The 26158-nt window shown below is 43.7% G+C and carries 39 protein-coding genes and 1 tRNA gene; 33 read left to right on the forward strand and 7 right to left on the reverse strand.

Going from position 1 to position 26158, the window contains the following annotated elements:
- Window positions 1–42 precede the first annotated feature (42 nt).
- The 7 genes from JMY05_RS00550 to gatC all read right to left on the reverse strand — a co-directional run bounded on the left by JMY05_RS00550 (window position 43) and on the right by gatC (window position 5998).
- Window positions 43–999 (reverse strand): DUF1853 family protein, encoded by a 957-nt coding sequence (locus JMY05_RS00550; protein ID WP_045446579.1) that lies wholly within the window; start codon window positions 997–999, stop codon window positions 43–45.
- 101 nt (window positions 1000–1100) lie between these two features.
- A complete protein-coding gene (locus JMY05_RS00555; protein WP_045446582.1) occupies window positions 1101–1280 on the reverse strand; it encodes a hypothetical protein in 180 nt (59 codons plus the stop codon).
- A 133-nt stretch (window positions 1281–1413) separates the two neighbouring features.
- Window positions 1414–2187: a hypothetical protein gene (locus tag JMY05_RS00560; RefSeq protein ID WP_045446585.1), complete on the reverse strand. Its 774-nt coding sequence runs from the start codon at window positions 2185–2187 to the stop codon at window positions 1414–1416.
- A 214-nt stretch (window positions 2188–2401) separates the two neighbouring features.
- A tRNA-Pro gene (locus JMY05_RS00565) sits at window positions 2402–2478 on the reverse strand.
- A gap of 114 nt (window positions 2479–2592) precedes the next feature.
- On the reverse strand, window positions 2593–4119 hold the full coding sequence (gene gatB, locus JMY05_RS00570) for an Asp-tRNA(Asn)/Glu-tRNA(Gln) amidotransferase subunit GatB (protein WP_045446588.1): 1527 nt from the start codon (window positions 4117–4119) through the stop codon (window positions 2593–2595).
- Complete coding sequence (gatA, locus tag JMY05_RS00575; RefSeq protein WP_045446591.1) at window positions 4119–5615, reverse strand: Asp-tRNA(Asn)/Glu-tRNA(Gln) amidotransferase subunit GatA; 1497 nt, start codon at window positions 5613–5615, stop codon at window positions 4119–4121. The genes gatB and gatA overlap by 1 nt, the downstream gene beginning before the upstream one ends.
- 68 nt (window positions 5616–5683) lie before the next feature.
- The gene (gene gatC / locus JMY05_RS00580; RefSeq protein WP_045446594.1) at window positions 5684–5998 is read right to left on the reverse strand and encodes an Asp-tRNA(Asn)/Glu-tRNA(Gln) amidotransferase subunit GatC; all 315 of its coding nucleotides are present in this window, start codon (window positions 5996–5998) and stop codon (window positions 5684–5686) included.
- Between the two features lie 642 nt (window positions 5999–6640).
- Here gatC and JMY05_RS00585 point away from each other — a divergent pair.
- The 33 genes from JMY05_RS00585 (at window position 6641) to JMY05_RS00745 (ending at window position 26141) form a co-directional block, all read left to right on the forward strand.
- On the forward strand, window positions 6641–7669 hold the full coding sequence (locus tag JMY05_RS00585; protein ID WP_083475748.1) for a rod shape-determining protein: 1029 nt from the start codon (window positions 6641–6643) through the stop codon (window positions 7667–7669).
- Between the two features lie 189 nt (window positions 7670–7858).
- Window positions 7859–8719 (forward strand): rod shape-determining protein MreC, encoded by an 861-nt coding sequence (gene mreC / locus JMY05_RS00590; protein ID WP_087814671.1) that lies wholly within the window; start codon window positions 7859–7861, stop codon window positions 8717–8719.
- Window positions 8709–8894 carry a hypothetical protein gene (locus JMY05_RS00595; RefSeq protein WP_045446597.1) on the forward strand — a complete coding sequence of 62 codons (186 nt, stop codon included), beginning with the start codon at window positions 8709–8711 and terminating at the stop codon, window positions 8892–8894. Before mreC ends, JMY05_RS00595 begins: the two co-directional genes overlap by 11 nt.
- Window positions 8881–9366 carry a rod shape-determining protein MreD gene (gene mreD, locus JMY05_RS00600; protein WP_045446600.1) on the forward strand — a complete coding sequence of 162 codons (486 nt, stop codon included), beginning with the start codon at window positions 8881–8883 and terminating at the stop codon, window positions 9364–9366. Before JMY05_RS00595 ends, mreD begins: the two co-directional genes overlap by 14 nt.
- A gap of 131 nt (window positions 9367–9497) precedes the next feature.
- Entirely contained in the window at window positions 9498–10163 is a 666-nt protein-coding gene (locus JMY05_RS00605) for a Maf family protein (RefSeq protein ID WP_045446603.1), read from the forward strand.
- Between the two features lie 178 nt (window positions 10164–10341).
- Window positions 10342–11952: an Rne/Rng family ribonuclease gene (locus JMY05_RS00610; protein ID WP_045446606.1), complete on the forward strand. Its 1611-nt coding sequence runs from the start codon at window positions 10342–10344 to the stop codon at window positions 11950–11952.
- Window positions 11953–12407: 455 nt separating this feature from the next.
- A complete protein-coding gene (rpsJ, locus tag JMY05_RS00615; RefSeq protein WP_010196670.1) occupies window positions 12408–12719 on the forward strand; it encodes a 30S ribosomal protein S10 in 312 nt (103 codons plus the stop codon).
- Window positions 12720–12767: 48 nt separating this feature from the next.
- Window positions 12768–13406: a 50S ribosomal protein L3 gene (gene rplC / locus JMY05_RS00620; RefSeq protein WP_055125271.1), complete on the forward strand. Its 639-nt coding sequence runs from the start codon at window positions 12768–12770 to the stop codon at window positions 13404–13406.
- A 14-nt stretch (window positions 13407–13420) separates the two neighbouring features.
- A complete protein-coding gene (gene rplD / locus JMY05_RS00625) occupies window positions 13421–14023 on the forward strand; it encodes a 50S ribosomal protein L4 (protein ID WP_045446611.1) in 603 nt (200 codons plus the stop codon).
- Window positions 14020–14370 (forward strand): 50S ribosomal protein L23, encoded by a 351-nt coding sequence (gene rplW, locus JMY05_RS00630; protein WP_010196677.1) that lies wholly within the window; start codon window positions 14020–14022, stop codon window positions 14368–14370. The genes rplD and rplW overlap by 4 nt, the downstream gene beginning before the upstream one ends.
- Window positions 14371–14381: 11 nt before the next feature.
- Entirely contained in the window at window positions 14382–15209 is an 828-nt protein-coding gene (gene rplB, locus JMY05_RS00635) for a 50S ribosomal protein L2 (protein WP_055125272.1), read from the forward strand.
- 12 nt (window positions 15210–15221) lie between these two features.
- Window positions 15222–15497, forward strand: coding sequence for a 30S ribosomal protein S19 (rpsS, locus tag JMY05_RS00640; protein ID WP_010196682.1), 276 nt, complete (start codon window positions 15222–15224; stop codon window positions 15495–15497).
- A gap of 10 nt (window positions 15498–15507) precedes the next feature.
- A complete protein-coding gene (gene rplV, locus JMY05_RS00645; protein ID WP_045446615.1) occupies window positions 15508–15837 on the forward strand; it encodes a 50S ribosomal protein L22 in 330 nt (109 codons plus the stop codon).
- A gap of 3 nt (window positions 15838–15840) precedes the next feature.
- The gene (rpsC, locus tag JMY05_RS00650) at window positions 15841–16569 is read left to right on the forward strand and encodes a 30S ribosomal protein S3 (RefSeq protein WP_045446618.1); all 729 of its coding nucleotides are present in this window, start codon (window positions 15841–15843) and stop codon (window positions 16567–16569) included.
- Window positions 16570–16572: 3 nt separating this feature from the next.
- Entirely contained in the window at window positions 16573–16986 is a 414-nt protein-coding gene (gene rplP / locus JMY05_RS00655; protein ID WP_055125273.1) for a 50S ribosomal protein L16, read from the forward strand.
- On the forward strand, window positions 16986–17183 hold the full coding sequence (gene rpmC, locus JMY05_RS00660; protein ID WP_011279794.1) for a 50S ribosomal protein L29: 198 nt from the start codon (window positions 16986–16988) through the stop codon (window positions 17181–17183). The genes rplP and rpmC overlap by 1 nt, the downstream gene beginning before the upstream one ends.
- Window positions 17180–17452, forward strand: coding sequence for a 30S ribosomal protein S17 (gene rpsQ, locus JMY05_RS00665; RefSeq protein WP_045446623.1), 273 nt, complete (start codon window positions 17180–17182; stop codon window positions 17450–17452). Before rpmC ends, rpsQ begins: the two co-directional genes overlap by 4 nt.
- A gap of 181 nt (window positions 17453–17633) precedes the next feature.
- Complete coding sequence (rplN, locus tag JMY05_RS00670; RefSeq protein WP_010196702.1) at window positions 17634–18002, forward strand: 50S ribosomal protein L14; 369 nt, start codon at window positions 17634–17636, stop codon at window positions 18000–18002.
- A gap of 8 nt (window positions 18003–18010) precedes the next feature.
- The gene (gene rplX / locus JMY05_RS00675; protein ID WP_045446626.1) at window positions 18011–18328 is read left to right on the forward strand and encodes a 50S ribosomal protein L24; all 318 of its coding nucleotides are present in this window, start codon (window positions 18011–18013) and stop codon (window positions 18326–18328) included.
- Between the two features lie 21 nt (window positions 18329–18349).
- A complete protein-coding gene (rplE, locus tag JMY05_RS00680) occupies window positions 18350–18886 on the forward strand; it encodes a 50S ribosomal protein L5 (protein WP_011512858.1) in 537 nt (178 codons plus the stop codon).
- A gap of 12 nt (window positions 18887–18898) precedes the next feature.
- On the forward strand, window positions 18899–19204 hold the full coding sequence (gene rpsN, locus JMY05_RS00685; RefSeq protein WP_021813378.1) for a 30S ribosomal protein S14: 306 nt from the start codon (window positions 18899–18901) through the stop codon (window positions 19202–19204).
- A gap of 11 nt (window positions 19205–19215) precedes the next feature.
- Complete coding sequence (gene rpsH / locus JMY05_RS00690) at window positions 19216–19614, forward strand: 30S ribosomal protein S8 (protein WP_045446631.1); 399 nt, start codon at window positions 19216–19218, stop codon at window positions 19612–19614.
- A gap of 175 nt (window positions 19615–19789) precedes the next feature.
- The gene (rplF, locus tag JMY05_RS00695) at window positions 19790–20323 is read left to right on the forward strand and encodes a 50S ribosomal protein L6 (RefSeq protein WP_045446634.1); all 534 of its coding nucleotides are present in this window, start codon (window positions 19790–19792) and stop codon (window positions 20321–20323) included.
- Window positions 20324–20334: 11 nt separating this feature from the next.
- Window positions 20335–20685, forward strand: coding sequence for a 50S ribosomal protein L18 (gene rplR, locus JMY05_RS00700; protein ID WP_021813381.1), 351 nt, complete (start codon window positions 20335–20337; stop codon window positions 20683–20685).
- A 2-nt stretch (window positions 20686–20687) separates the two neighbouring features.
- Window positions 20688–21203, forward strand: a complete 516-nt coding sequence (gene rpsE, locus JMY05_RS00705; RefSeq protein ID WP_010196711.1) for a 30S ribosomal protein S5 — start codon at window positions 20688–20690, stop codon at window positions 21201–21203.
- 20 nt (window positions 21204–21223) lie between these two features.
- Window positions 21224–21403, forward strand: coding sequence for a 50S ribosomal protein L30 (gene rpmD, locus JMY05_RS00710; RefSeq protein ID WP_010196714.1), 180 nt, complete (start codon window positions 21224–21226; stop codon window positions 21401–21403).
- Window positions 21403–21843, forward strand: coding sequence for a 50S ribosomal protein L15 (gene rplO / locus JMY05_RS00715; protein WP_045446637.1), 441 nt, complete (start codon window positions 21403–21405; stop codon window positions 21841–21843). The genes rpmD and rplO overlap by 1 nt, the downstream gene beginning before the upstream one ends.
- Window positions 21844–21862: 19 nt before the next feature.
- A complete protein-coding gene (secY, locus tag JMY05_RS00720) occupies window positions 21863–23194 on the forward strand; it encodes a preprotein translocase subunit SecY (protein ID WP_173936727.1) in 1332 nt (443 codons plus the stop codon).
- A 32-nt stretch (window positions 23195–23226) separates the two neighbouring features.
- Complete coding sequence (gene rpmJ, locus JMY05_RS00725; protein ID WP_010196721.1) at window positions 23227–23343, forward strand: 50S ribosomal protein L36; 117 nt, start codon at window positions 23227–23229, stop codon at window positions 23341–23343.
- A gap of 253 nt (window positions 23344–23596) precedes the next feature.
- Window positions 23597–23953: a 30S ribosomal protein S13 gene (rpsM, locus tag JMY05_RS00730; RefSeq protein WP_021813384.1), complete on the forward strand. Its 357-nt coding sequence runs from the start codon at window positions 23597–23599 to the stop codon at window positions 23951–23953.
- 20 nt (window positions 23954–23973) lie between these two features.
- Window positions 23974–24363, forward strand: coding sequence for a 30S ribosomal protein S11 (gene rpsK, locus JMY05_RS00735; protein WP_045454458.1), 390 nt, complete (start codon window positions 23974–23976; stop codon window positions 24361–24363).
- A 48-nt stretch (window positions 24364–24411) separates the two neighbouring features.
- Entirely contained in the window at window positions 24412–25053 is a 642-nt protein-coding gene (rpsD, locus tag JMY05_RS00740; RefSeq protein WP_010196731.1) for a 30S ribosomal protein S4, read from the forward strand.
- 80 nt (window positions 25054–25133) lie between these two features.
- Entirely contained in the window at window positions 25134–26141 is a 1008-nt protein-coding gene (locus JMY05_RS00745; protein ID WP_045446643.1) for a DNA-directed RNA polymerase subunit alpha, read from the forward strand.
- The last annotated feature ends 17 nt before the right edge of the window (window positions 26142–26158 follow it).

The raw sequence follows: 26158 nt of genomic DNA on the forward strand, positions 1-26158 counted from the left end.
GATGGCTAAAGCGTCCATGTGCATATAATGCGGTGGACGTTACTAAAATTTGTCATGCGTTTTGTTGCGCTGTTCAGGATAAATGACGATCGGACTATGACCTTCGAAGTATAGTCCTGTCGTAGGTAGTTCGTCGTTTGACCAAGCTACCTGCGGCTGTCGTCCATCATAGCAGTCGCGCCTAGTAAACCATTCGATATAATGGGCAGCTCGTAATGCCCTTATATCAATCTTCGCAAGATTAAGCTTATCATCTTTATCACACCATTCGTGCATCGGAAAGCTTGGTGCTAACCAATATGGATAATTAAAGTTAGTGGTGTTGATTGGCAAAAAGAAGCGTCCTTTAATTATCCCATAACGCTTATCAATTTTAACTTGTCCATGCTTTTCGGTATCTACCCATACGGTACGAAACTGCTTGGTTTGCATATGGGTCATCTTGCGTTGTAGATTGTCATTAGAATTAATCCCAACCCAGTTCTCAGGAGCAAATGGCGCTGACCCCATAAAAAACTTAATCGCCAGCTCCCAATGCTCGACCAGATTTTCTCCATGATTATATAAGATTAAATCTAGCTCACCAGTCGTCTGCTTAGCGTTATACAACTGGACGTTACTGGCTAGCGTTTCATACGGATGTAGCTTGCGCGCAAAGCCATCCTCTAGCCAAAAGGACAGTAACCCTTCAAAGTGAAAACCCAAACGATTGGGGCTAGGACGCATCAGTAAATAGCGGGTCAGCGCCTGATAAGCATTGGTGCTATCTAGCTCTTTTAAACGCTGCTGATACGCTGCAAACTGCTGTTGCCAAAAGTGTGCGCTATGTACCGACACGGTATGTGTATTCTGATGCGGTGCAACATCGAGCCATTCCGTTAGGACGTTAGGGCATGCAAGCACATACGCCAAATCGCGCACATAAGGTCGCTGGTATACGTCCCAAGGTGCGTCATCTATAAGGTAAGTCGAGAGGGGCTGAGCGATAGCCTCAGACATGGGTTGAACCTTCATAAAGTGGTACATTTACCCTAGCTGTTCGCTTGCCAAAAGTCTATAGGATACGAATATCGGCTAGGGTAGTGCTCAGTGTTTTAGCTTTAAAACATGATGTTAATGTGATGGATATGAATGCTGATATCAGGCGACGATAGCAAGTAAGGCAATAGGATACTAATTGTCGCTTTAAGTAAAGAGAGTAGCCATTTTGATAAGTTGCTAGGCGTGTTATGCGGTGACTGCTGTTCTAAATGAGGTGAGGTATGATTTTGCTGTGTCATGTTTAGCTCCATGTTATGCCGTTACACAACGGTGCGTAACGGTTCATGGATTTATGTTATAGGTTGTATGGTTATAGCTAAATACTTATGCATGCATAGCGTGTTGTATGCCTGCATACCACAGTATGATAGGTTATGAAAAATCGCCTTTGTTGGCTTGGCTTAACCATCGTTTGATAGTGTCATAAGATGGTTTTTTATCTGTTTCAATGTGCTGTTTAATATATTCGGCTGTTTCAGCAAAAGTAGTGAAGTTCTGTTGATCCATAATTTCTAGGTATAGTTTCTTTTTTTCAGGTCTGGTTTGATTGTGTTTTGACCATCTTTTATTCGCTTTTGTCTTGTTGGATTTTGATAGTTTTTTTTGAAAATCGTTATCGCCTCTAACTTCATTTGTTCCTGCACCAAAAACATAGCCAACTAAGTTGATACAGTAAAAACTAGCTTCATATTGTTGATTCTCAAAATAAAGTCTAGCAAAAGCTTTTAAATTGATACAGTCACATAGTTTATGAAAGTTCAAGCATTTAAGCTCCTTTGACTCTAAGTAAATATCTTTGTTACTGAGCATAATATGAACAGATAATCCTCTATACATAATAGATTCTTCTTTCTCAAAATCTACACGATAACCCTGTTCTTCTAAAAGTTCTTTGCAGTCTTCAATAGCAATATTATCTATCTTTTCTATTAGCTCATGAATGATTGATATTCTCTTCCTATCTTTATAACCTACGTCAAAAAAATTACGACTTAGTAAGAAGTTAGGTGGGCTATCTAGTAATTCTTTTATAAATACTGTGGGTATAGTTGTTCTATGTTGCAATCTTTCAAACTCTATTCGTTCGGCTTGTTCGAGAATTTTTTGAAGGTCAGCATCTGAAAAACCCTCTCTAGAATTAACCATAATTTACACCTTTACACACCCTTAAATTATGGTAGTTGCAAGGCCGTTCCACCCTAAAAGCGTGTGGCTGGCTGGGTTTTGAGTAATGAATCCTACTCCTGCTCAAATTTTACTATTTCTTTCTTTAATTATCATATAATCATCAGTCAAATTTAGCACAAAAAAAAGCCAACCATTGAAAACAATGATTGGCTTCTCTCTTTACTGCTATGTTTGGTCGGAACGGCAGGATTTGAACCTGCGACCACTACACCCCCAGTGTAGTGCGCTACCAGACTGCGCTACGCCCCGAATGACTGACTATTTTACGCAAAATTATTCATATTGCAAGAGCTATTTATTTTACCCAAAATCTATAACCCCAATTTACGTATCACAGTCAGCATAACCAATCAGCAATTATCCTTAACCGAGTAGCTCTTTTAGGATTTGGTTGACTTGCTGCGGGTTCGCACTACCACGGCTGGCTTTCATGACTTGACCGACCAGACCGTTAAAAGCTTTTTCTTTACCGCCACGATATTCTTCGACCATCGCTTGGTTTTTTGCAATGACGTCTTCAACGATGGCTTTAATAGCGCCCGTATCGGTTTCTTGCTTAAGGCCTTTTTCTTCGATGATTTTATCAGCTGCGTCATCAGCATCGCCGCCTTCGCGCTCGTATAGGGCGCTAAAGACTTTCTTCGCCAATTTGCCAGATAGCGTATCGTCTTTAATTCGGGCTAGCATACCAGCTAATTGCTTGGCGCTGATAGGGGAGTCAGTGATTTCTTTATCGTCTTTATTTATCGCACCAAGCAAATCACCCATGACCCAGTTGCCAGCCATTTTGGCATCTGCTTGCCCAACTTCTGCGACCACAGCTTCAAAGTAATCAGCAATTTGACGACTACCAGTCAAGATACGAGCATCATATTCTGATAGACCAAGCGCTTTTTCAAAACGCGCACGACGAGCAACTGGTAGCTCAGGCATTGCTGCACGAATGCTATCAACCGTATGCTGTTCGATACGCACAGGCAGCAAGTCAGGATCAGGGAAGTAACGATAATCGTTGGCGTCTTCTTTGGTACGCATCACACGAGTTTCGTCGCGCTCTGGATCATAAAGCATCGTTGCCTGCAGTACTTTGCCACCGTCCTCTAAAATATCAATTTGACGCTCGATTTCACGATTGATGGCACGCTCAATAAAGCGGAACGAGTTGAGGTTTTTTAGCTCAGTACGCGTACCCAATTCAGCACCAGGCTTACGGATAGAGACGTTACAATCACAGCGGAATGAGCCTTCTGCCATCACTGCGTCTGAAATACCAAGCCACGTGACCAGCTGATGAATGGCTTTGATATAGGCAAGTGCTTCATGAGCCGAGCGCATATCAGGCTCAGAGACGATTTCGATTAATGGCGTACCAGCACGGTTCAAATCCACACCAGTCATACCATCGACGGCATCGTGGACTGATTTACCCGCATCTTCTTCTAAATGCGCGCGGGTGATGCCCATACGTTTCGGATATTCGTTCTTATCCCCTTCATTGACCACGACATCGATATAGCCTTCACCCACGATAGGGTTTGCCATCTGAGTGATTTGATAGCCTTTAGGCAAATCTGGATAGAAGTAGTTTTTACGGTCAAACGTATTAAATAGACCCAACTCAGCGTTGACGCCGATACCGAATTTTAGCGCACGATCGACCACGCCAGCATTTAGCACTGGCAAGACACCAGGCAGACCCAAATCGACGATACTGGCTTGGCTGTTTGGCTCATGACCAAAGTCAGTCGGCGCACTTGAGAATATTTTACTTTCCGTATTTAGCTGGCAGTGAATCTCAATGCCGATGACCACTTCATAACCATCGACGAATAGCTCTTTACGCACGGCATGCTCGCGCACGGCATTGTTATCAGTAGTAGCTGTACTCATTATACCGTCTCCTTTGCGATGGCAGAGTGTTGTAGATGATGGTCGGTATGCTGCTGGAATAAATGAGCAGTTGTGAGCAATTGGCTCTCTTGCCAATGCTTACCGATTAATTGTAAGCCAATAGGCAAACCTTCTGATGTTAGACCAACAGGTTGGCTAAGCGCGGGCAGACCAGCTAAGTTGACCGCGATGGTATAAACGTCACCCAAGTACATCGTCGCAGGGTCAAGGTTGTCAGTAAGCTTGTAAGCAGCGGTTGGTGCTGTTGGGCTAGCAATCACATCACAGCTAGCAAAGGCTTCATCGAAGTCTTTGACGATTAAGCGGCGGATTTTTTGGGCTTTGGTATAGTACGCATCAAAGTAACCTGCCGAAAGTGCATAAGTGCCGGTCAAGATACGGCGCTGTACTTCAGGACCAAAGCCTTCAGAGCGTGAACGCGTGTATAGATCGAGCAGATCGGTTGGATTCTCACAGCGATAGCCAAAGCGTACACCATCGAAGCGTGACAGGTTTGATGATGCTTCGGCAGGGGCTAGCATGTAGTAAGTGGCAAGGGTAATCTCAGGATCAGTGATATTCACCTCCACAATCGTCGCACCCAGCTCTTCATATTTTTTCAGAGCAGCACGTACGGCCGTTTCTACCTCAGCGTCTAATCCAGCACTAAAGTATTCTTTGGCCACACCGATACGCAAGCCAGCAAATGGTTTATCACCAGCCGCGGCTTCAGCATCATTAATGTCTTGTACGTAGTCAGGCATATCGTATTTGATAGAAGTCGCATCGCGTGGATCGTGACCAATCATTGGCTGTAGCAGATAGGCACAATCTTTAGCGCTGCGTCCCATGCTACCCGCTTGGTCAAGGCTTGAGGCATAGGCAATCATACCAAAGCGAGAGACGCGACCATAGGTTGGCTTGATACCCGTTAAGCCGCAGAATGAGGCAGGCTGACGAATAGAGCCACCAGTATCACTACCTGTAGCAACTGGGACAAAGCCAGCAGCAACAGCAGCAGCACTACCACCTGATGAACCACCAGGGACGCGCTCTAGGTTCCAAGGGTTCTGCACAGTGCCATAGTAAGAGCTACTGTTGTCTGAGCCCATCGCAAACTCATCCATATTGAGCTTGCCTAAACTAATCATGCCTGCTTTGTCGATATTAGAGACGATGGTAGCGTCATAAGGCGAGACGAAGTTATGCAGCATCTTAGAGCCACAAGTCGTCAGTACACCTTGGGTACAAAAGATATCTTTGTGCGCCATCGGTACGCCAAGTAATGGACGTTGATCGCCCTGTGCGCGCATCTCGTCTGCTGCCTTTGCTTGCGCGCGTGCTGTCTCAGAAGTATGAGTGATAAAACTGTTAATCTTGCTGTCTAGCGCGTCTATACGTTTGATGTAGTGTTCTGTCAGCTCAAGGCTGCTAAATTGTTTGTCTTGCAAGCCCGTAATAAGCTGCTGGGTACTTAATAAATGAAGTTCTGACATAAGGTGTCGTCCGTCAAAATGTGAGTAGCATAAAGTAAAATAGGGTAGCGATTAAAGCAGCACGCTGCTTATTCAATCACTTGTGGAACCAAATATAAGCCATCTTCAACAGCTGGGGCGACTGACTGATTGCGCGCGCGGTTGATATCGTGTTTGGCCACATCAGCCCGCAATTCTTGGCAAGCTTCATGAATGTTTGCTAAGGGTTTGATGCCTGTGGTATCCACGTTAGATAGCGTATTCATCAGTTTTAATACTTTACTAATATCGTCGGCATAGCTATCGGCTGTGCTTTCATCGACACCCAAACGTGCAAGGTTGGCAACTTCTAGGATTTCTTCACGGCTGACGTTGCTGTCAGACGTTGCTGGTTGCTGTGACATAGTTTCTCCAGTGAACGACAGTTTTTGTTAGAGTAGAATGCGGCTAAAATAGACAAGCATTAGATATAGATAATTATTAACACAAACTAAAACAAAGGGTTTATCTTAAGATGTATATATAGTGGCTTTATTATAAAGCATCTGGCTTAAGTTTACAGAGCATGACGCTTGATTGATGCACAATATCAACCAAGATGGCGTGATTTGCAAAATTGACCGTATAATTCACGATTGATTCTCAATTGCTTACCCATTACGTTCTGAAATACGTTACAGTATGCACCTGTGCTGCTAAGCAAAATTATCATTTGCCTGTAGAGCCTTGTTAGTTATTGAATTAAATGATGTTTCATTAAGTCGAATGGTGTTTACTGCTATTTTAAACTTTGTAACAACTTTTAGCGTTTAAGACCAAAATCCTGACTTACTGATGCAAATATCTGTGTTTTTTTTGAGCCAAATCGGTATAATTTAGCTCAGTTTTTCCATTGCATCATTATTGCTTAGGTTTGACTTGTTGCGAGGTTCAAATTTCGCCATAAGTAATGTCTAACGACGACCTGCTCAACGCTGACGAGTAACGCCTCAGTCAATCTCATTCGCCTCATTCGCCTCATTTGTAATACGCTGGAAATATTAGTCATGAACCTGTTTGGATTTTTATCAAATAATATCGCTATCGACCTCGGTACTGCGAACACTCTCATTTTTATTCCTAATAAAGGCGTCGTACTTGACGAGCCTACGGTGGTTGCGTTACGAAGTAATCGTACCCAAAACCCTACCGTTGCGGCTGTTGGTATTGATGCCAAGCAGATGCTTGGTCGTACACCTGCTAACATTACAGCGATTCGCCCATTAAAAGACGGCGTGATTGCTGACTTTGAAGTGACGCAAAAAATGCTCAAGCATTTCATAACGAAGGTAAAAGCCAAGCGTTTTATGGCGCAGCCTAACGTGGTGGTTTGTGTGCCTTGTAAGTCTACTCTGGTTGAGCGTAAAGCGATTCGTGAAGCGGTATCTTCAGCAGGTGCGAGTAAAGTACTATTGTTAGAAGAGCCAATGGCAGCTGCCATCGGTGCTGGCTTGCCAGTTCATGAGGCCAGCGGTTCGATGGTGGTTGATATTGGTGGCGGCACGACGGAGATTGCCGTTATCGCTTTATCTGGTTGCGTTTATGCTGAGTCGATTCGTATCGGTGGCGATATGTTTGATGACGCGATTATCACCCACGTACGCCGTACCCATGGTTGCGTGATTGGTGAGACGACAGCTGAGCGTATTAAGCACGAAGTTGGCTCTGCTTTGAATGAAGACAGTCAGCTAGAAGTCGAAGTTCGCGGTCGTAGCATGGCAGAAGGCGTGCCAAAAACCTTTACTGTTAATTCAGAAGAAGTACAAAAAGCCCTGAGTGATCCGCTGAGCGGCATCGTTAGCGCGGTAAAAGCGGCACTTGAACAGACGCCACCTGAGCTGTCATCAGACATCGCAGAGCGTGGTATTGTCTTGACGGGCGGCGGTGCGCTATTACGTGATTTGGACAAATTAATTTCAAGAGAGACAGGTCTACCTGTGACCGTTGCCGAAGATCCGCTGACTTGTGTTAGCCGCGGCGGTGGTATTGCGCTTGACTTTATCAATAACAAAAGCTTGAACATGATTTTTGTTTAGATTGCTTTAGTGAAGCACTGCGGTATTGATAAATCATCTTCGTAGTGCTTGATGATAGCTTGCGTAAAAATAGTGGGTCAAAACAGTATAAAATTAAAGGTAGCCAGTTGCGCTGCCTTTAATTGCATTAATCAACTAGAACCCAGTACTGGCTACTGCTTATTTTATAATTCCTGAGTTAGAAGACTTATGACCCCAAGTATTTTTGCGCGCCAGCCGTTAGCACTTCGTAAGACTGCCATTGTATTAATAGCAGCTCTAATACTGATGTGGTTCGATAGCAAAAATTCAGAATGGTTTAATCCAGTACGTAGTACCAGTCACGCCGCGATGCAGCCTATTTATGAGCTATCACTGTTACCGAGTTATGCCAAGCATTGGGCAGGTGGCAGCTTACAGTCTAAAGAAGCGCTGCGCCGCGAAAACATGCAATTGAAGTCTCAGCTTATCCATGCGCAAGCCAAGTTGCAGCAGCAAGATTATATTTTGGCACAAAATGCGCGGCTGCAAGGTATTTTATCAACGACCAAGCCTGAACAATTTGATCTTAATTTGGCACAGGTAATCGGTACAGACACCAACTTACTCAGACAAATCGTGGTGCTCAATAAAGGCGTTCAAGACGGGGTTCAAGTTGGACAAACAGTGATTGATGAGGACGGTATTTTAGGGCAGATTATTAATGTCTATCCCAATACCAGTCGCCTACTATTGATTACTGATGAGCAGCAATCGGTTGCAGTTACAGTCAAGCGCACAGGTCAACGCGCCATCGTGACAGGGCAAGGTATACCAACCTCATTAAGCCTTGATTATGTGTTCAAAACCTCAGACGTGCGTGTGGGTGATGAGTTGGTGTCATCAGGATTGGGTGGGCGTATTCCAGCAGGGTATCGTGTCGGCCGTATCGCCCATATTAAAGATACTCAAGCCGATAACTTTAGAAGTATAGAAGTGACCCCAGCGGCGAACTTTATCGATAATGCGTATGTATTAGTCTTGCAAGATAAGCTGGTGAATAAAAATAATATGACTCTCAATGACCGTTAAGAAGTTAGGCGCTAAACACGTAAGCACCAATCAGACAATGGCTGGCATCTATTTATTAACTGGTCTGTTTGTCGATACATTTTCAGCCATGGTTTTTACCCCATCAATGCCCACTCATGCTTTAACAGCAGCCATCAATACATTCGTTAAGGTAAGTACCCATGTCGTATCCTGATTCTGAGAATGCAACGGTACTACTGATTGCTACCATCATTCTAAGTTTTGTTATTGCGTCATCGCTCAATGTATATCCGTTAAGTCCTAGTATGGCTACCTTACGCCCTATGGTCATGATCATGGTGCTGATTTTTTGGTTGTTATTTCAGCCACGCTATGTTGGTATTTTTACAGCATTTACCATCGGTCTCATTGCTGACTTACTCATGGATACCCATTTGGGACAGCAAGCCTTTGCCGCCGTGGCAGTCGCCTTCTTCATAAAAATAACCAGTATTTATATTAGGCAACTAAATACCATCAGTGCATGGTTATTAGCGAGCTTAGGATTGGTTGTTTTTCAATTATGTTTATGGATATTGCAGATGTTTATCCAGAATGTCTTTGTCGCACAATCTGCCTTATCACTGTTGATGAGTATCATCAGCTGGCCATTGGTACTACTGGCTTTGCGTAAATTTGCGTCATAAGAAAAATTCTGCTGATAACCAATAAAATTATAGCGCTTGTGTTTATTAATCATGACTAACTAATGTTAATGCACTAACAGGCAGCAGTTTTCGGTAGTAGGTAGATAAATTCAGATATAAAGAGAGTAGCGATGGATATTATTTTAGCTTCTGGTTCGCCGCGCCGTCGTGAACTGTTAGAAAGAGCACAACTAGAATTTAGCACATTGAGTGTAGATGTCGATGAAACAAAGCATGATGATGAGTCACCCACAGACTATATCGAGCGCATGGTCGCCACTAAAGCTGAGGCTGCCATACAGCAACTAGCATCACGCTTGAAAACAGATAAAAGCTGTTTTTCTGACTCACTGATCATTCTAACGTCTGATACCATCGGTGTGCTGGCAGATGGTCAAACAGTGCTGGTCAAGCCAGTCGATCATGAGCACGCTTATAGCATGTGGCAACAGATGTCTGATAATGTCCATGAAGTATGGACAGCGGTTCAAGCAACTTATGTATCATTATCTTCTAAAGCGGCTAACAGCCCAACTCATGAGCCAGTATTTCAAATCATTAATCAGCAACAAATCACTGAGCGTACCGAAGTGACCTTTATAGCGCTCACTGCGGAGATGATGAGTAATTACTGGGAAAGTGGTGAGCCTGCTGATAAAGCGGGTGGTTATGGTATACAAGGTTTGGGTGCTATTTGGGTCAGCCGTATCAATGGTAGCTATACCAATGTCGTGGGTTTACCGCTTCCACAAACGCTGGCGTTAATTAAAAACGTCACAGATATTAGTGTCAAGTAAAATACGAGACAGAACCTGATGGAGATTATTTGTCTCTCAGAGATTGATTGTCACTCTAACCTGCTGCACATAATAACACGTGAGAGTAATGGGCGAGAGCCAGCTGCATTTGTTACACTATAAAGATAATAGACGATGAACGTCTAACAAGAAAGCTGAGAGATAAGAGAAAAAAATTATGTCCGAAGAGCTGCTGATTAATATTAGTCCAATGGAATCCCGTGTCGCAGTCTTAGACAATGGCATCTTGGGCGAAATTTATATTGAACGTCATCATAAATTGGGTCTGGTCGGCAATATCTATCTGGGTACAGTCGTACGCGTTTTACCTGGTATGCAGGCAGCATTCGTTGATATCGGGCAGTCGCGGACAGCATTTTTACATGTCAATGATATGCAGCGTGAGCCGCGTCCAGTAGCAGAAAATAAAAGTAAAGCGGCTGACAATAGCGATAAAAACTCGGATAGCAATATAGAAGATGCTGTGGTAGAAAATAGTACTGATAACTTGGCTGTCACGCCACCAGTGATTAGTATACAAAATACCGAAGTCATCCCTGTTTCTAAAACGTTGATTCAACATCGCTTGCATGAAAGCCAACGTATTTTAGTGCAAGTGACCAAAGATCAGTTGGGCAGTAAAGGCGCTCGCTTGACCACCAATATATCCTTGCCATCTCGCTATTTAGTGTATCTGCCCTCAAGCGAACACATTGGTATCTCTCAGCGCATTGATGGCGAAGAAGAGCGCACTCGTCTGAAGACTGAGCTTAGTAGCCTGATGCAAACGGTCAATCTAAAAGGCGGTCTCATCGCTCGTACCGCCGCTGAACGTGTCCCTGTCGATAAGCTTGAAGAAGACATTTATTATCTATTGCAGCTGTGGCGTACTATCTGCGCGCGTCGCCAAGAGATGAAACAACATCAAAGTTCTGAGCTTATTTATCAAGAGCTATCATTACCGCTGCGATCTATCCGTGATTTGGTACACGCGGATACCGAAAAAGTCATCATTGATAATGCACAAATTTATGAACAAGTCAGATCCTTTGCCAAAGAGTTTGTACCTTTTGTGTATGACCGCATTGTCCATTATACCGCTGAGCCATCTTTGTTTGATGTCCATCGCGTCGAAGATGATTTGCGTGATGCTTTAAAACGTCGCGTAGATTTAAAATCAGGTGGCTATCTCATTATCGACCAAACAGAAGCGATGACCACGATCGATGTCAATACGGGATCATTCGTAGGCGGGCGTTCGTTAGAAGATACGGTTTATAAAACCAATCTTGAGGCAACTCATGCAATCGCCCGTCAGCTGCGTTTGCGTAATCTAGGTGGTATTATCATCCTAGACTTTATTGACATGCTTGAACAGCAGCATAAAGATGATGTGTTAGAGAGCCTGCAATCACAGCTAGTACAAGACTATGCCAAAACTAAGATTACTCAGGTCAGTGAGCTTGGGTTAGTAGAGATGACGCGTAAACGTACGCGTGAGTCGCTCGGACAGCAGCTATGTGAGCCGTGCTCGACCTGTCAAGGACGCGGCTTTGTTAAAACGGCTGAGACAGTGTGCTTTGAGATATTCCGTGAAATCATGCGTTGTGCTCGTACTTATAACTCTCCCAAGAAGTTTACGGTCGTTGCCCATGCCGCAGTCATTGATTTACTTCTCACTTCAGAGTCAGACACAGTGGCAGATTTAGAGTATTTACTTGGTAGGGTGATTACCTTTGATGTCGAAAATCTCTATACTCAAGAGCAATATGACATTGTTTTGGATTAACGGTTCTAGATGGATGTTTCATAGCTTTAGATTAACAGTGCATAATTATCGATTCATATAAGCGTGCTTATTAAGCACAGATACGGTTGTGTACATATTACTGTTTATAAAGGGTAATATCATAAGTCGCTACAGATATTACCCTTGCAATGACTGAAATACTATGTATAATATACACCACTGAATTATATATGCGCCGCCAATCAAACAGCGGGCGCTATGACAGCTAGAGCATCGTTTCTAGCACTATTTCATTATGCCTTTGCTGACATCCTATAATGGAAGGGTCGGCGGGGCTTTAAACTATTTTGCTTTTGGCACGCTACAAGTTCGGATAAAGAACTCATTCTGGTTAAGAACAGAAGGCCGCTTTAAGTGAATATTTAACCAAACGGCTTTTGATCATATCTTTGCAAAGCAAAAATGACAAAAGCACATATTAGGAGCTTGCTGGCATGGCTAACCAGAGAATCCGTATCCGTCTTAAGTCTTTTGATCATCGTCTGATTGATCAATCTGCACAAGAGATTGTTGATACTGCAAAGCGCACCGGTGCGCAAGTTTGTGGTCCTGTACCGTTGCCGACTCGCATTGAGCGCTTCAACGTTCTAACTTCACCACACGTAAACAAAGACGCTCGTGATCAGTACGAAATCCGTACTCATAAGCGTATGGTTGACATCGTTCAACCTACCGACAAAACTGTGGATGCGCTAATGAAGCTTGACTTGGCGGCGGGTGTTGACGTTCAAATTGCTTTGGGTTAATGCACATAAACACCCAACCCATTAATATAAGATATAAAGAGGTCTAAAATGGCGATCGGTTTAGTCGGTAAAAAATGCGGCATGACCCGTGTCTTCACTGAAGCAGGCGCATCTATCCCTGTAACAGTGGTTGAGATCAGTGCTAATCGCATTACTCAAGTAAAAAATACTGATGTAGATGGCTATCAAGCCATCCAAGTTACCACAGGTACCCGTCGTGACAGCCGCGTAGCAGCAGCTCAAAAAGGTCACTTCGCTAAAGCTGGCGTTGCCGCTGGTCGTGGTGTTTGGGAATTTCGTGCCAATGATAGCGATCTTGAAGGTCGTGAAATTGGTGGTGAGATCCTAGCTGACTTGTTCGAACAAGGTCAGATGGTTGATGTCACAGGTAACAGTAAAGGTAAAGGCTTTCAAGGCGGCGTGAAGCGTCACAACTTCAGCATGCAAGATGCCACTCATGGTAACTCAGTATCTCACCGTGCCATTGGTTCAACTGGTCAAAACCAGTCACCAGGTAAAGTCTTCAAAGGCAAAAAAATGCCAGGTCAGATGGGTAACAAACGCGTTACCGTTCAGGGCCTAGAAGTGATATCGGTTGATGTTGAAAAAGGGTTACTTGTCATCAAGGGTGCTATCCCAGGTGCCACCGGTGGCGATGTCATCGTACGTCCGTCAGTCAAAGCCTAAGCAAGGGGATTAACGTGGATTTAAAAACAGTTACAGGGGCGGCAGTTGAGCTTTCTGATACGGCTTTCGGTCGTGAATTCAACGAAGCACTAGTGCATCAAGTCGTCACCGCATATCTTGCTGGTGCTCGTCAAGGTACACGCGCTCAAAAAACCCGTGCCGAAGTTTCTGGTGGTGGCATTAAGCCATGGCGCCAAAAAGGTACTGGTCGCGCTCGTGCAGGTTCTATTCGTAGCCCAATCTGGCGTGGGGGCGGTCGTGCATTCGCGGCTAAACCACAAGATTGGTCACAGAAAGTTAACCGTAAAATGTATCGCGGTGCTATGCAGTGTATCTTAGCCGAATTGATTCGCCAAGAGCGTTTGATTTTGGTCGAAGAACTAAGCGTTTCTGGACCTAAGACTAAAGAGTTGATTGCAAAGTTAGGTGAGTTAAATGCATCACGTGCATTAATCGTCACTAAAGAAGTTGACGAAAACTTATACTTAGCTGCTCGTAACATCCCACATGTCAATGTACTTGATACAAGTGAAGTGGATCCAGTGAGCTTGATCGCTTTTGATAAAGTGATCATGACAGTCGAAGCTGCGAAACAATTTGAGGAAGCACTAGCATGAATAACGCAAGACTTTATCAGATCCTAAGAGGACCTGTATTCTCAGAGAAATCTCAAATGCTTGGCGACTCACTTGGTGTGCAGGTATTTAAAATTGACTCTAACGCTACTAAGCTTGAAGTCAAAAAAGCGGTTGAGATGATGTTTGAAGGTGTTGAAGTTTTAAAAGTAAACACTTTGAATGTTAAAGGTAAGACAAAGCGTTTTGGTAAAAGTATCGGCCGTCGTAATGACTACAAAAAAGCCTACGTTACCTTAAAAGCTGGTCAAGATGTACAAATGGCTGATGCTGGTGAAGAGGTCGCGAATACGACTGCTTCTACTAGTGAAACAGCGAACAACGAATAAGGATTACACTCATGCCTATCGTAAAAGCAAAGCCAACATCACCAGGCCGTCGTTTTGTTGAAAAAGTGGTGCATCCACACCTTTATAAAGGTCGTCCGTTTGCAGCGCTTCTCGAATCAAAAAGTAAAACTGGTGGTCGTAACAATAATGGTCGCATAACGACTCGTCATATTGGCGGTGGTCATAAGCAGCATTATCGTATTATCGATTTCAAACGTACTAAAGACAATATCCCAGCAACGGTAGAGCGTATTGAATACGATCCCAACCGTACTGCGCACATTGCTTTACTTAAGTACGCTGATGGCGAACGTCGCTATATCATTGCTGCTAAAAAACAAGCAGTTGGCGATACAGTAATGTCAGGTGAGCTATCACCAATTCGTCCAGGTAACTGTTTACCGCTGAAAAACATCCCATTGGGTACTGTGATCCATAATATCGAACTTAAAATCGGTAAAGGCGCACAGATGGCTCGTTCTGCGGGTGCCAGCGTTCAGTTGTTAGGTCGTGAAGGTATTTATGCTATTCTACGTATGCGCTCTGGCGAAACGCGCCGTGTACACGTGAACTGCCGTGCCGTTATTGGTGAAGTTTCTAACACTGAAAACAACTTGAAATCACTTGGTAAAGCCGGTGCTTCACGTTGGCGTGGTGTTCGTCCTTCTGTTCGTGGTGTTGCTATGAACCCGGTTGATCACCCACATGGTGGTGGTGAAGGTCGTAATAAAGGTCGCCATCCAACCAGCCCTTGGGGTCAGAAGTCTAAAGGACTTAAAACGCGTAGTAATAAGCGTACTGACAATATGATCATCCGCCGTCGCGCCAAGAAGAAATAAAGGAAGAATTTCATGCCTCGTTCATTGAAAAAAGGTCCATTCATAGACGCGCATTTGTTTGCCAAAGTTGAGAATGCATTAGACACCAACTCACGCAAGCCAATTAAGACTTGGTCGCGCCGCTCGATGATCCTACCACAAATGGTTGGCTTAACCTTGTCTGTTCACAATGGCCGTACTCATGTACCGGTTATCGTGAGTGAACAGATGGTTGGTCATAAACTAGGTGAATTTGCCCCGACTCGTACGTATCGTGGTCATGGCATTGACAAAAAAGCTAAGAGATAAGGTGCTTACCATGGAAGTAACTGCAAAATTACGCGGTGCCGCCATATCGGCACAAAAAGTTAGACTCGTTGCCGATGAAGTTCGTGGCAAATCTATCGAGCGTGCTTTGGATATCCTAACGTATAGTAATAAAAAAGGCGCTGTATTTGTTAAGAAATGTCTTAACTCAGCCATCGCCAATGCCGAACACAACAACGGTCTAGATATTGATACCCTTAAAGTATCAACCATCTACGTTGATGAAGGCATTACGCTAAAACGTATCCTACCACGTGCTAAAGGTCGCGCTGATCGTATCAGTAAGCGTACCTGTCACATCACTATAAAGGTAGGAGAATAAGTTATGGGTCAAAAAGTACATCCAATCGGAATTCGTCTTGGTGTTGTAAAGAAGCATAACGCAAACTGGTATGCTAACCCTAAACAATACTCAGAATACCTAATCAACGACATTCAAGTTCGTGAATATCTGCGCAAAAAGCTTGATAGTGCTATGATTAGCAAAATCATGATTGAGCGTCCTACCGGTGCTGCTAAGATTACCATCGCCACTGCGCGTCCTGGTATCGTTATCGGTAAGAAAGGCGAAGACATCGAAAGACTTCAAAAAGAATTGACCAAAATTATGGGCGTACCTGCTCAGGTCAACATTGAAGAAATCACCTCGCCTGATCTTGATGCTCATTTAGTAGCGGAAGGTATCGCAAGTCAGCTTGAGCGTCGTGTTATGTTCCGCCGTGCTATGAAGCGCGCCGTACAGAACAGCATGCGTTCTGGTGCTAAAGGTATTAAAGTTGAGCTGTCTGGCCGTCTTGGCGGTGCTGAGATTGCTCGTACTGAATGGTACCGTGAAGGTCGTGTGCCATTGCATACACTACGCGCTGATATCGACTATTCGTCAGTACGTGCGGAAACTACTTACGGCACCATCGGTGTAAAAGTTTGGATCTTCCGTGGCGAAATCCTTGACGGTATGAACAGTGTATACAATCCCGTTAAAGAAGAGCAGACTCGTGCGCCAAAACGCCGTGGTCGTGGAAACGGAAACCGTCGAAACACAGACAGAGGTTAAACTATGTTACAGCCAAAACGTACCAAGTTTCGTAAAATGCACAAAGGTCGTAACACTGGGCTAGCTCATCGTGGAAGCACCGTTGCATTCGGACAAATTGGTCTAAAATCGTTGACTCGTGGTCGTATGACTGCCCGTCAAATTGAAGCAGCACGTCGTACCATCACTCGTAAAATTAAGCGTGGTGGTAAGATTTGGATTCGTGTATTCCCAGACAAACCAATTACCAATAAACCACTAGAAGTACGTATGGGTAAAGGTAAAGGTCCTGTAGAATATTGGGTATGCGAAATCAAACCTGGTAAAGTGCTATATGAACTCGAAGGGGTTTCAGAAGAACTTGCTCGCGAAGCGTTCACGCTTGCTGCAGCAAAACTGCCCTTTAAAACTACCATTGTTAAGCGGACGATAATGTAATGAAGATCAGTGAATTACGTGATAAATCATTAGAAGAACTGACTCAGTTACTTGATGAAAAGCAACTTGATGCTTTCCGTATTCGTATGGCTAAAGCAACTGGTCAGTTGGGTAATACCCATGAAGTACGTGTTAATCGTCGTGCGATTGCTCAGCTTCAGACTTTGATTAACGAGAAACAACGAGGCGACTCATGAGCGATAACAATCAAACAGCTAATGCTAGCGTATTGACAGGACGAGTTGTCAGTGACAAGATGGACAAGTCCATCACAGTTTTGATTGAGCGTCTGGTTCGTCATCCTTTGTATGGCAAGCAGCTTCGTCGTTCTACAAAAATCAAAGCCCATGATGAGAATAATGTTTGCCAACAAGGCGACCTTGTCCGCATCAAAGAAACGCGTCCAATCTCTAAAACCAAGTCTTGGACTTTGGTTGAAGTGGTTGAAAAAGTAGAAAAAATCTAAGTAAATTGCATTAAAAGCCAGAAGCTGTTAAAATAGCCGCCTTTTTAAGGATGCTGATTGCGCCGAGCGTATATCACTCACATTAAGAGTAGCAGCGGTTATTATTATTAAAATGCCGACTACTCATACTGTGCTAGCGGCAGCAACTGGTTTTTATTGCTCATACGTGTGGAGTAACGCTATGATTCAGGTTGAATCGATGCTGGAAGTTGCAGATAATAGCGGTGCAAGACGAGTTCAGTGCATTAAAGTACTGGGTGGCTCTCATCGTCGTTATGCATCAGTTGGCGACATTATTAAAGTAACGGTTAAAGAAGCCATTCCTCGCGGTCGTGTTAAAAAAGGCGACGTGATGAATGCTGTAGTTGTACGTACCAAAAAAGGCGTTCGTCGTCCTGATGGTTCTGTTCTGCGTTTTGACGACAATGCTGCGGTATTGTTGAACCAAAATAAAGCACCGATTGCAACTCGTATTTTTGGACCGGTAACTCGTGAACTACGTGGTGATCAGTTTATGAAAATTGTATCACTAGCACCAGAAGTATTGTGAGGTAATCCATGTCAAAATTACGTAAAGGCGATACAGTTATCGTGATTGCTGGGAAAGACAAAGGCAAGCAAGGTACTGTACAAGCTGTAAAAAATGATCGTATTAAAGTTGAAGGCATTAATATTGTCACTAAACATCAGAAGCCAAATCAGGCAACTGGCGTTGAAGGTGGCATTCTTAAGAAAGAAGCTTTTCTACATATCTCAAATGTCGCAATATTAAATGCGCAAACCCAAAAAGCTGATCGTATTACTTATCAGTTCGGCGAAGACGGCAAGAAACAACGCGTCTATCGTTCGAACGGTGAAGTAGTGGCGACTGCGTAAGACACTAAGGGTGTAATGGTAATGGCAAGATTAAAATCTTTATATAACGAAGAATTAAAGCAGCAAATCAAAGAAGAGCTTGGTTTGGCTAATGTGATGCAAGTGCCTAAAATCACTAAAATCACACTTAACATGGGTGTAGGCGGCGCGTCTCAAGACAAGAAATTGCTTGAAGGTGCAGTAGCTGACATGACCGCTATCGCTGGTCAAAAACCTGTCGTCACCAAAGCGCGTAAATCAGTTGCTGGCTTCAAAATTCGTGAAGAATGGCCAATTGGCTGCAAAGTAACGCTACGCGGTGAGCAAATGTACGAATTTTTAGATCGTCTCATTGCCATTGCAATTCCTCGTATTCGTGATTTCCGCGGTTTTTCACCTAAAGCCTTTGACGGACGTGGTAACTACTCATTGGGTATCAAAGAACAGATCGTATTCCCAGAAGTAGATTTTGACAAGATTGATCGTATCCGCGGTATGGATGTGACAATCACCACGTCAGCTCAATCTGATGAAGAAGGTCGCGCGTTGCTTAAAGCATTCGGCTTCCCATTTAAATAAGGTAAAGACGTTATGGCAAAGAAGAGCATGATTAACCGCGAATTAAAGCGCGAAAAAATGGTTGCTAAGTACGCTGATAAGCGTATCAAGCTAAAAGAAACTATCAGTGATATGACTGCAAGTGACGAAACTCGTATGGAAGCGATGCTAGAGCTACAAGCTCTTCCACGCAATTCATCGCCAGTACGTCTGCGCAATCGTTGTGCTATCACCGGTCGTCCTCACGGTTACTTCCGCAAGTTTGGCTTATCACGCAATATGCTGCGTGAGCGTGTCATGCAAGGCGATGTGCCTGGTGTTCGTAAAGCAAGCTGGTAAGGGGTAACTATATGAGTATGCAAGATACCGTTGGGGATATGCTAACCCGTATTCGTAACGCACAAATGGCTAACAAAGTATCGGTAGCAATGCCGAGCTCTAAATTACGTAAATCAATTGCTGATTTGCTAGTTAGCGAAGGTTATGTGGCGAGCGCTGTTGTTACTGAAGAAGCAAACAATAAAGCAACCCTATCTATCGAATTGAAATACTTCGAAGGCCGCGCTGTCATCGAAACGATTCAACGTTTTAGCCGTCCTGGTTTACGCCAGTTCCGCGGTAAAGACGCTATCCCTACTGTTAAGCAAGGTATGGGTGTTGCTATCGTATCAACTAGCCAAGGCATCATGAGTGATCGTGCTGCACGCGCTGCTGGTATCGGTGGTGAAATCGTCGCATTTGTAGCGTAAGCTACACGACGATAAAGTCTATTTGATGGTTGTTAGACTTCTATTGATTGAGTAATAATGAATTATTTCAAATTGATAGGTGTCTAACGCAGTCAACTATGCTAAACTAACACGCTTTTTAGCCTGTTAGTTTTTTCGCTAATATAAAGAAGTTAATTTTTTAAGGAATATTCCTATGTCTCGTGTGGCTAAAGCCCCAGTGACACTGCCAAACGGCGTAAGTGTTACTTTGAACGATCGGCAGGTCGAAGTGAAAGGCAAGAACGGCATTTTGTCTTTACGCCTGCATGAATTGGTCGAGCTGAAACAGGAAGATGATGCGATCATTTTCTCACCTACAGTCGATTCAAAAGAAGCCATGATGCACACTGGCACCATGCGCGCTCTTGTTAACAACTATGTTAAAGGCGTGAATGAAGGCTTTGAAAAGCGTCTTCAGTTAATTGGTGTTGGTTATCGCGCACAAGTTGCTGGTAACAAGGTAACTTTGAACGTTGGTTACTCTCATCCAGTAGAATATACGTTGCCTGAAGGTGTGTCAGCTGAAACCCCAACGCAAACTGAAATTGTTTTGAAATCAAACAATAAACAGCAGCTTGGTCAAGCAGCGGCTAATATCCGCGGTTTCCGCCCACCTGAGCCTTATAAAGGTAAAGGTATTCGTTATAGTGACGAGCATGTGATTCGCAAAGAAGCCAAGAAAAAATAAGGTGAGTTGAAATGTTTGATAAAAAAGCAGCTCGTCTGCGTCGAGCTAAGAAAACCCGCGCGCATATCCGTTTCTTAGGCGTTCATCGCTTAACGGTTACTCGCACGCCAAAACATATTTATGCCCAGATTATCTCTCCTACCGGTGGTGAAGTGATTGCTCAGGCATCTACCTTAGACGGCAGCTTGCGCTCAGGCGCGACTGGCAATGCTGATGCAGCAACGTCTGTGGGCCAAATGATCGCAGAACGCGCAAAAGCAGCTGGTATCACTAAAGTTGCCTTTGACCGTAGTGGTTTTAAATATCATGGTCGAGTTAAAGCTTTAGCTGAAGCAGCTCGCGAAAACGGATTGGAGTTTTAATCATGGCTAGAAATGATAAAAATGATAAAAATGAACAGACTGACGGTCTAGTAGAACGCTTAGTTACCGTTGATCGCGTTGCAAAAGTTGTTAAAGGTGGTCGTATTTTCTCTTTCACTGCATTGACTGTAGTGGGCGATGGCAATGGTCGTGTTGGTTTTGGTCGCGGTAAAGCACGTGAAGTGCCAGCTGCTATCCAAAAAGCACTAGAAGCTGCCAAACGTAATATGATTACTGTTGAGCTTAATGATGCAACTTTGTATCATCCGATCAAAGCACGTCATGGTGCTAGTAAAGTTTATATGCAACCTGCATCTGAAGGTACTGGCGTAATCGCTGGTGGCGCAATGCGTGCTGTATTAGAAGTTGCTGGTGTCAAAGATGTTTTGACTAAATGTTATGGTTCTACCAATACTGCTAACGTTGTTCGCGCAACGTTTAACGGTTTACGTGATATGTCAACTCCAGAGAAGATGGCAGCAAAACGTGGTAAATCTGTAGACGAAATCTTGGGTTAACTTAGACTAGGTGAGTTACGATGAAAAAAATGAAAGTCACTCAATTTAAATCGGGTGCCCATCGCCTAAAGAGCCACAAAGCGAGCTTGAAAGGATTGGGTTTACGCCGTATTAATCATACTGTTGAAGTAGAAGATACACCTTCAACACGTGGTATGGTCAATCGCGTTAACTACATGGTAAAAGTGGAGGAAGCGTAATGGGTCTTAGATTAAATGAATTATCACCAGGTGTTGGCGCAAAGAAAACTGCCCAACGTCGTGGTCGTGGTATCGGTTCAGGTCTTGGTAAGACTGGTGGTCGTGGTGTAAAAGGTCAGAAATCTCGTTCAGGTTCTAGCATACGCTCAGGATTTGAAGGTGGTCAAATGCCTTTATATCGTCGTCTACCGAAATTTGGTTTTACCAGTAAAATGGCAATGAAGACGGCTGAAGTACGTCTTTCTGAACTAAATAAAATTGATGGCGATGTGGTTAGCCTTGAAACACTTAAAGCTGCTAACCTAATCCGTCACGACATGAAGCGTGCCCGTATTATGTTGTCAGGCGAAGTCACTAAGGCTTATACCTTTAAAGGTATCAAAGTGACTAAAGGCGCTAAGCTAGCAATCGAAGCTGCTGGTGGTAGCATCGAGGAGTAGTAACGTGTCAAAACAATCAATGTCATCGACTGGTATACCGCTCAATCCATTTGCATTCATACGCAAGTATGATGAATTATGGACGCGTTTATTATTCTTAATCGGCGCATTGGTTGTTTATCGTTTAGGGTCACATATTCCAGTACCGGGTATCAATCCGGTCAACTTGGCTGATCTGTTTTCGCGCAACGAAAACACCATTTTGAGTATGTTTAATATGTTCTCAGGTGGTGCACTAGAGCGTATGTCCATTATGGCGCTCGGTATTATGCCATATATTTCAGCATCGATTATTGTACAAATGATGTCTGCAGTATTGCCATCGCTTGAAGCCCTCAAAAAAGAAGGTGAAGCGGGACGACGTAAGTTGAACAAGTATACCCGTCAAGGGACACTTGCTTTAGCCCTAGTACAGTCATTAGGAATGTGTGCTGGCTTAATCAGTCAAAATCTTACTTTATCTTCTGGTCTGACCTTTTATATTCCAGCGGTTACCTCATTGGTAGCGGGCGCTATGTTCTTGATGTGGCTTGGTGAGCAGATTACAGAGCGCGGCGTAGGTAATGGTATTTCAATGCTCATTTTTGCGAGTATTGTGGCTGGTACTCCAGGTATGATTTCGCAGTCTATTGAACAGGTCAATCAAGGACAAATGAACTTGATTGTACTGTTTATTTTTGTGCTACTAGGCATCGCGGTTACTGCTGGTATCGTTTATATTGAACGTGCTCAGCGCCGTGTTCCAGTGAACTATGCACAGAAGCAGCAACAAGGTCGCAAAATATATGCTCAGCAGCAGTCACATTTGCCGCTGAAGCTTAACATGGCAGGGGTTATCCCAGCCATTTTTGCCAGCTCGTTGTTGTTGTTTCCAGCAAGTTTGGGGCAGTGGGTCGGTCAATCAACTGATCCTACCCTTACACAAAAGATACTACAGAATATGGCATTGGTGTTGTCTCCAGGACAGCCGCTATATTTGGTTCTGTTTGGCGCGATGATTATTTTCTTCTGTTACTTCTATACGGCATTGGTATTTAGCCCACGTGAAGTAGCTGAAAACCTTAAACGTAGTGGTGCGTATATCCCAGGTATTCGCCCCGGACAACAAACTCAGCGTTACCTAGATCATGTATTAAACCGACTGACCTTTATTGGCGCGATGTATATGACGGTTATTTGTTTAATGCCAATGGTCGTCCAGTCATCGTTTGGTGTACCGTTTCAACTCGGTGGTACGTCTTTACTGATTATGGTGGTTGTGGTAATGGACTTCATTTCGCAAATCCAAGCGCATTTGATGACCCATCAATATCATGATCAGACGTTAATTCAATCGCCCACTCAACCTTAAATGAGCGGTACGATATCTCAAAGGAGCATGCTATGAAAGTTCAAGCATCAGTTAAAAAGATTTGTGGTAGCTGTAAAGTTGTGCGCCGTAAAGGCCGTGTACATATCATCTGTACAGCAGAACCTCGCCACAAGCAACGTCAAGGTTAATATTTAGTATTATAAAGTCTTAGACTTTTGTTACTATCTCAATTAACACTTGAAAAATGACGGCGGATGGGATATCATCCGCCACTTGCCGTAGTTTATGCAAAAACTTTTATAAGACCGTCAATGAATAGGCTTGTAACCAAGTCAAAGCAGCGATAATAATTATAAAAGCTTTAGTATTGACAGCAACAAATCTGAAAAATAAAGCCTTATTGATAAATAACGCTTATTTTTCTTTAATGGAGAGAAATCAATGGCTCGTATTGCCGGCGTAAACATTCCGGATAATAAGCATGCTGTTATTTCACTAACTTACATCTTTGGTGTAGGTCGTACCACTGCTCAGAAAATCTTAGAAGCAGTTGGCATTGCCCCTACTACTAAAGTTAGTCAGTTAGATGATACACAGTTAGATGCTATCCGTGCACAAGTTGCAAATTACATGACTGAAGGTGATCTTCGTCGTGAAGTGTCAATGAATATCAAGCGTTTAGTTGATCTTGGTTGTTACCGTGGCATCCGTCATCGTCGTAACCTACCAGTTAGAGGTCAGAATACTAAGAACAACGCTCGTACTCGTAAGGGTCCGACACGCCCTCTCAAAAGATAATTAACTTAGGAAGCTAAAAGATGGCTAAAGACACTCGTAGTCGCAAGAAAGTGACTCGTCGTTCAGTATCGGAGGGCATTGCCCATATCCATGCGTCTTTTAATAACACCATTGTTACGATTACCGATCGTCAAGGTAATGCACTGGCTTGGGCCACTTCAGGTGGACAAGGCTTCCGTGGTTCACGTAAATCTACACCATTTGCAGCTCAGGTTGCAGCTGAAGTCGCTGGTAAAGCGGCTCAAGAATATGGTGTTAAGAATATCGACGTTTTGGTCAAAGGACCAGGACCGGGTCGTGAGTCTGCGGTAAGAGCACTAGGTGCATTGGGTTATAAAGTTAACAGCATCTCTGATGTAACCCCAATCCCACACAATGGTTGCCGTGCGCCGAAAAAGCGCCGCGTCTAATATTAAAGACGAAGCTTTTTATCCCAAAAGCTTATAGGAGACATAACAATGGCCCGCTATATTGGACCAAAACTCAAATTATCACGTCGTGAAGGCACGGACTTAGGTCTTAAGTCTGGCGTTAAACCATACGACGTAAAAACGAAAAAAGCTGGTCGTCCACCAGGTCAACACGGTGTAAGCCGTAACAAGACCTCAGAATATGCTTTACAGCTGCGTGAAAAGCAGAAAGTGAAGCGTATCTATGGTGTACTAGAGCGTCAGTTTGCTAATTACTATAAAGAAGCTGCTCGTAAGCGCGGTGCTACTGGTGAAAACCTGTTAGCCATGCTTGAGAGCCGTCTAGATAACGTTGTTTATCGCATGGGCTTTGGCTCAACTCGCGCCGAAGCACGTCAGCTAGTCAGTCATCGTACTGTTATGGTAAAAAAAGCTGGCCGTGATGAGTTTGTTCGTGTGAACATTCCATCAATTCAGTTGCAAGATGGTGATGTCATCGCTATCCAAGAGAAGTCTCGCGAGCAATTACGTATTAAAAACGCAATTGAGCTGGCTACCCAACGTGGTATTCCAGAATGGCTAGATGTTGACCACAGCAAATTACAAGGCACGTTCAAACAAGCGCCTGATCGTATTGATCTACCTGCTGAAATCAACGAAAGCTTGATCGTTGAGCTATACTCTAAGTAATGACGTACTGCTCGATGTCGTGAAAACGGCATTGAGCAATCAACGTTAATTAAACCAGTTTAATAAATCGAGGTGACATCATGATGCTAAATGCAACTGAGTTTCTAACGCCGAATGCCATTAATGTGGATACGGTTAATGAAACGATTGCGAAAGTCACGCTCGAACCGTTAGAACGCGGCTTTGGGCATACCCTTGGTAATGCCTTACGTCGCATCTTGTTATCTTCATTACCTGGTGCTGCAGTCATTGAAGCTGAGATTGATGGTGTTGACCATGAATACTCAACGCTTGAAGGGCTACAAGAAGATGTACTTGACTTGCTTTTGAACCTAAAAGGCTTGGCTATTACCCTTCATGACCAAAATGAAGTATTTTTGACCTTGGATAAACAAGGTCCAGGCACTATTACTGCTGCAGACATCGCGTTACCGCATAATGTAGACATCGTCAATCCAGAATTGGTGTTGGGTACATTGAGTGATCGTGGTCATCTTAAGATGCGTTTGCGTGTAGTAATGGGTCGTGGATATGAGCCAGCAAACCAGCGCCGTGAAGATGGTGATACTAAAGCAATCGGACGTTTAAAGCTTGATGCAAGTTTTAGTCCTGTGCTTCGTGTTGCTTATCAGGTTGAGAACGCTCGTGTAGAGCAGCGTACTGATCTTGATCGTCTTATCATTGAGCTTGAAACTAATGGCACTATAGATCCAGAAGAAGCAATTCGTAAAGCAGCCACTATTTTACAACAACAGATTTCTATCTTTGTTGACCTAGAAGCTGAAGAAGCGCCTGAGCCTGTGAAAGAGAAAGAAGAGGTTGATCCGGTGCTATTACGCCCTGTGGACGATCTTGAACTAACGGTTCGCTCAGCCAACTGCTTGAAAGCTGAAAACATTTACTATATCGGTGATTTGGTACAACGTTCAGAGACTGAACTTCTAAAAACCCCAAATCTTGGTAAGAAATCATTAACGGAAATCAAAGACGTACTAGCGTCTAAAGATTTAGAGCTCGGTATGCGCCTAGATAACTGGCCACCAGCTGACCTTCGTGTTGATGATCGCTTTTCTTATCGTAGCCGTTAAACTTTAAGGATTTTTGA

The sequence above is a fragment of the Psychrobacter sp. JCM 18902 genome, assembly GCF_904846615.1.
GTDB lineage: Bacteria > Pseudomonadota > Gammaproteobacteria > Pseudomonadales > Moraxellaceae > Psychrobacter.